Below are 3,400 nucleotides of genomic sequence, written 5' to 3' on the forward strand. Positions count from 1 at the left end.
CCGGTGGTGAGGGTGTGGATCACCGGCGTCGGTTACGCTGCGGCCGGTTGCGACCGCAACGCTGCCCGGCAGACCGCTGGCCCCGGACCGAACAAGCCGAAGGCGTGGTGTTGCGTTATGCTCTGTCTTGGCCGACACCGAATCGACGGCGTCGATGAGATGGCCGGGTATTGCAATGTGGTGTAGCATGAATGAGATTCTGTGATCTCACTCCGGTATCAAATTCAACGAAGCAGCTTGGACAGACAAGCAAGGAGACGGCGATGAGTAAGATGATATCTCTAGGTTGTGCAATCGTGATGTTGTGTGCATCAAGTGTTGCAAGCGCGGGTTCCGAGTCCGGGTTTTACCTCGGCGCTTCGGTTGGCAACGCTGATAGCAGTGCAGAATACAAGAACACCGCCGCTGGCGACATCAGCTTTGACGATTCCGATACGGGCTATAAAGTTTTTCTGGGCTACAACTTCGGGGTTGTTCCATTCCTCAACTTGGCCGTTGAGGGGTCCTATGTCGACTTCGGAACGGCGAAGGGAACCGTGGCCGGTAGCAGCGCGGAGAGCAAAGTCGACGGTGTGGACGCATTCGGGCTTGTCGGGTTCAATCTGGGTCCCGTTGCCCTTTTTGCAAAAGCCGGCGCCATCAACTGGGACAGCAAGTCGACCGTGCTATCGAGCACGACGAATGCATCAGGCACTGATCCCGCCTATGGCGTCGGATTGCAGTTTCAGCTCGGATCTGTGGGTCTTCGCGCCGAATACGAAGTCTTCGACCTCGATAAAGTGGAAATCGGTTTTGCATCGATCGGTATGTCGTACACGTTCTGATTTGGACCGGGCCACGGCCTGGTCAGGCGTCGTCCCGCCGAAGGAGACATCATGAGACTTGACGTCACCGCGCCCGCGATGTCGGCGCCAGCAACGGTATCGTGCATTACGCGCGCGGTACCGGTGCGCGTGAACGCTTGGGCTTCTTGGCCATCGCCGTGGAGGCGGAGAAAGAAGTATTGAGCAAGGCGGCGGCATGGCGCTGATGGATCCGCTGCGGGGTGCGACACCGTACGTGCTTGTGGCGGGCGTGCCCGATGACGAAAATTAGCGTCTCCCGCAATGCGGTACTGCGTCCAGAGGCACGGACGTGAGAATACTCGTCATCAACTCGGGCAGCTCCTCGCTCAAGTATCAGCTGTTCGACATGACGCGCCACGCGATACTGACCGCGGGTAGTGTCGAGCGCATCGGTGAAGCTGCAAACGTGCGTGATCTCTTGTCAGGACGAACGCGCGAAGCGAGTAGGGCTTCTATGTCGGCGCGCGCCACCTTGCGTCACGCGTGGGACAGCGGCGACGGCCGCATGGACAGCTTCCAGCGCGATGTCGCCGCACCCGATCACCGCGCCGCCTTCGCCGTAATCGGCGCGGCGCTGCGCGAGACCGGCGTCCTGCACGATGTGACGCGCGTCGAGGCGATCGGACATCGCGTCGTGCACGGCGGTGAACGCTTCCAGGCGCCGACGCGCATCGACACCGACGTGGTCACCGCCATCCGCGCACTCGTTCCACTCGCGCCGCTGCACAACCCGGCCAACCTGCTCGGCATCGAGCTGTGCCTGGAGCTGTTCCCGACCGTGCCGCAAATCGCGGTGTTCGACACCGCGTTTCACCAGACCATGCCGCCGCATGCCTATCGCTACGCCCTGCCACACGGGCTGTACACCGATCACGCCGTGCGCCGCTACGGTTTCCATGGCAGCTCACACGCCTACGTCACGCGGCGTGCGGCGCAATACCTCGGACAGGCGCCGACCGCGCTCAACCTCATCAGCTTGCACCTCGGCAACGGGGCGAGCGCCGCCGCCATCGAAGGCGGGTGCTGCGTCGACACCTCGATGGGCATGACGCCGCTCGAAGGATTGGTGATGGGCACGCGCTGCGGTGACATCGACCCGGCACTGGTGTTCTACATAGGTCGTGTCACGGGTCTGGATGACGCGGCGATCGAGACGCTGCTGAACAAGGAGAGCGGCCTCAAGGGCCTGTGCGACACAAACGACATGCGCGAGGTGTTGCGGCGCATGGATGCCGGCGATGCGCAGGCGCGGCTGGCGTTCGAGATTTACTGTTATCGCATCCGCAAGTACATCGGCGCCTACACCGCCGCGCTCGGGCGCGTCGACGCCGTCATCTTCACCGCCGGCATCGGCGAGAACGCCCCGGCGGTGCGCGCCCAGGTCTGCGCCGGACTGGAGGCGCTCGACATCCGGCTCGACGCGCGCAAGAATGCCTCCGTGAGCGGTGAGATCGCCGAGATTCAGTCCACGGACTCTGGCGTCAGACTGCTGGTCGTCCGCACCAACGAGGAGCGCGAAATCGCCGAGCAAGTGCGCGCGGTGCTGACCGGCCACACATAGGAGCGTTCGCCATGAATCGCAACCCGCTTGATCTGATTCCGAGCATCGCGTGGTTGCGCGCCTACCAGAAAGACTGGCTTCGCCCCGATGTCATCGCCGGTTTGACCGCGGCCGCCGTGGTGGTCCCCAAGGCGATGGCTTACGCCACCATCGCCGGCCTGCCGGTGCAGATTGGCCTTTACACCGCCTTCGTGCCGATGGTGATCTATGCCCTGCTCGGCACCTCGCGCCCGCTCAGCGTCAGCACGACCACGACCATCGCCATTCTGACAGCGGCGGAATTGGGTGCGGCCGCGCCCGGCGGCGGGACAGCCGAGTTGCTCACGGCGGGCGCGACGCTCGCGCTGCTGGTCGGTGCGATACTGGTGCTGGCATCCGTCTTGCGCTTCGGCTTCATCGCCAATTTCATTTCCGAGCCGGTTCTAACCGGATTCAAGTCCGCCATCGGGCTGGTGATCGTGATCGATCAGCTTCCGAAGCTGCTGGGCGTTCACATTGACAAGACAGGTTTTTTTCGCGACATACTGGCGATCGTCAACCAGCTCCCGCACACCTCGCTCGTGACGTTCGCATTGGCGGTGGTGGTGCTGGTGCTGATCTTCGGACTGGAGCGCTTCACGCCACGCGCGCCAGCCCCGCTGCTGGCACTGGCCATGGCCATCATCGCTTCGGGTCTGCTCGGTCTGCCGGGCGTCGGTGTAGCGACAGTAGGCAGCATTCCAACGGGCCTGCCGGCCGTCGCGTGGCCGAATCTCGACCTGATTGAGATCATGTGGCCAGGCGCGGCCGGCATCGCCCTGATGAGCTTCACCGAAAGCATCGCCGCGGCGCGCGCGTTCAGTGAACCGCGCGAGCCGCGCCTTGTACCGAACCAGGAGTTGCTGGCCGTGGGGCTGGCCAACGTCGCCGGCGGATTGTTTGGCTCAATGCCGGCCGGCGGCGGCACCACCCAGACGGCGGTCAACCGCCGCGCCGGGGCGCGCACCCAATTGGC

General features: G+C 63.6%; 4 protein-coding genes. All 4 read left to right on the forward strand.

Translation table 11 applies throughout. From position 1 onward, the window contains the following. Nucleotides 1-186, forward strand: a 186-nt coding sequence (locus tag WB402_RS04380) for a hypothetical protein (RefSeq protein WP_424205699.1), incomplete at its 5' end; no start/stop codon positions are given. Between the two features lie 77 nt (nucleotides 187-263). Beyond that, the gene (locus WB402_RS04385; protein WP_424205700.1) at nucleotides 264-824 is read left to right on the forward strand and encodes an outer membrane beta-barrel protein; all 561 of its coding nucleotides are present in this window, start codon (nucleotides 264-266) and stop codon (nucleotides 822-824) included. A 310-nt stretch (nucleotides 825-1,134) separates the two neighbouring features. Continuing rightward, on the forward strand, nucleotides 1,135-2,406 hold the full coding sequence (locus WB402_RS04390) for an acetate/propionate family kinase (protein ID WP_424205701.1): 1,272 nt from the start codon (nucleotides 1,135-1,137) through the stop codon (nucleotides 2,404-2,406). Between the two features lie 11 nt (nucleotides 2,407-2,417). Next, on the forward strand, nucleotides 2,418-3,400 hold a 983-nt coding region (locus WB402_RS04395; protein ID WP_424205702.1), incomplete at its 3' end, for a SulP family inorganic anion transporter.

The sequence above is a fragment of the Sulfuricaulis sp. genome (genome assembly GCF_049587675.1).
In the GTDB taxonomy this organism is placed as follows: domain Bacteria; phylum Pseudomonadota; class Gammaproteobacteria; order Acidiferrobacterales; family Sulfurifustaceae; genus Sulfuricaulis.

Coding starts and splice junctions, on each gene's coding strand:
- WB402_RS04385 (WP_424205700.1), top strand. CDS start 264: ATGAGTAAGATGATATCTCTAGGTTGTGCAATCGTGATGTTGTGTGCA.